The organism is Candidatus Cloacimonadaceae bacterium (genome assembly GCA_030693415.1).
Lineage (GTDB): Bacteria > Cloacimonadota > Cloacimonadia > Cloacimonadales > Cloacimonadaceae > JAUYAR01.
Genome location: JAUYAR010000127.1, coordinates 1 through 1,854, shown reverse-complemented (window position 1 = coordinate 1,854; position 1,854 = coordinate 1). Strand labels below are relative to the sequence as shown.

The 1,854-nt window shown below is 39.9% G+C and carries 1 protein-coding gene; it reads right to left on the bottom strand.

Annotated elements, in window-relative coordinates:
- Window positions 1-202 precede the first annotated feature (202 nt).
- Window positions 203-1,636 (bottom strand): hypothetical protein, encoded by a 1,434-nt coding sequence (locus Q8M98_07860; GenBank protein MDP3114679.1) that lies wholly within the window; start codon window positions 1,634-1,636, stop codon window positions 203-205.
- Window positions 1,637-1,854 lie beyond the last annotated feature (218 nt).

Sequence of the window (1,854 nt, the reverse complement as noted above, 5' to 3'; positions counted from 1 at the left end):
TGCATGAGCAATCGCTGATTGCCAATCTGAACATCTCCCAAATCTGTCAAGAAAATGTGAAATGGAAGCACTTAGACCACTTATTCTCCAAGTGCTCTGGTAAAGCAGCGTAGAATGGTGATGGTTTTTGAACAGTCTCCACAATACCATATATTTGATACACAGGAAAAACATTGACCTCATGCTGGACTTAAGCATGGGATTAAAATTCCCACTTGACATCAATTTTACATTGGCGTTTGGGCGAAACTATCCAATCGCTTCCCGGCTTGAAAACCCCTCCGCCTAAAGACTTAAATCTACGTATGTAATTCATGGATGATATATCCAGAACCTTCACTTCGTCCATCCAAAGAGCTAACAGATTTCCCTTATAATTGAAACTAACAGAGTTAACATGCTTATCTGGTTCATATGCATTTGTGAGTTTCTTTGCAGCAAGGTCGTATAATTTGAAACCATCATACGTACCGCCTGTAACCAGCATGTTGCCATCAGGATGGAAGGCCATGGTTTTTAGGTCTTTATATGAATAGATGTCGAGGTACTTCTCCAGAGTTTTCAAATCCCACACAACCAAGGAATGGCCGGCGCTGGCAACATAATTTTGGTCAGGACTGAATTCTACTTTACTAATCACATGGTAACTGGCAAAATTAAACAGCATTTTACTCGTTTCAACTTCGTAGATGCGGGCTACACAATCACTGAAGCTGAACCCCCCTCCAACGGCTAACAACCTCCCATCAGGACTGAAATCAATCGAAAATATACCACCGGCTACTCTATCTGTGAACAGAATTGATCCTGTGCGTACATCAAACACCCATAAGTCCGTTTCGAAAGAATTGGCCCCAACAGCCAGATATCTTCCATCCGGGCTGAGGGCTATGCAGGTTACCGGGCTTTCAACAGATGTAAATAATGTGTCGATTGAGGTTATATCTCTTGTAGAAACACCTAACCATATTTTACTTGGTTGGTTTTTGCCAAAATCATGGGCCATGAACCTACCGTCATCACTGAAGCAAACAGAATTAAACTCTGCTATCATCATGTCTGAATTGATGAATATAGTTTGTCCCATATATTCGTGTAATCCAACAAACACTGTATAAAACGCTACCATATCATATACTGATATGTATGCAAGAGCTTTCACGATAATACTGTCCGGGTGTTCAAATGCAAACCTTGCCAATTTAGGCTCCATCGGTGTAACAATATTATAGCCAATGTTTGGGTATTTATCGCTGTACACAAACATAGATATTTCAGAGGTATTGGCATCGTAATCGTAAAATTCAAGTTTAACTTCTTTTGTATATGCCGTGACTGACCTCAGGCTATCCAGTTTTGCCAAATGAGGGCTAATATACTGTTTCTTTAAAGCTATAATCTTTGGCGCAGCAGTACATATCCTGGATAGATATGCTTTGTCAGATTCAAACTTGTCTTGTTTTGCAAATACCGGATCTGTACTGCGTAGCTCTGTAATCTTGGTGTCACACAATTGTGCATCCCGTTTCAGCGCTGCATTTTCCAAAGCTATTGCAGAAATGGCATCATCAACATTATTTGCAAACAGGAACGATATAGTAAGCATTCCAAAAACTATGATGAGCAGCTTAGTCATTTTTCCTCCAACCATTTTCTTTACTATTATACGCATCCAGTTGAGTCCCAAATGTTGGTGTAAATTCCAACTCATTGTTTCTCATTTTCTTTGAAGACCTGTTAGCAAGTCTTCGCCTCACACAATATATACTTTATGCCGATTGCTACAGTCACAATCACCTGATTCCACATTAATTCAAATCCCGATCTTTCGTCAAGAACTTTCTTTCCCATATT

Excerpts from the sequence above, each read along its gene's own strand:
- Q8M98_07860 (MDP3114679.1), bottom strand. The coding sequence starts at position 1,636 with ATGACTAAGCTGCTCATCATAGTTTTTGGAATGCTTACTATATCGTTC.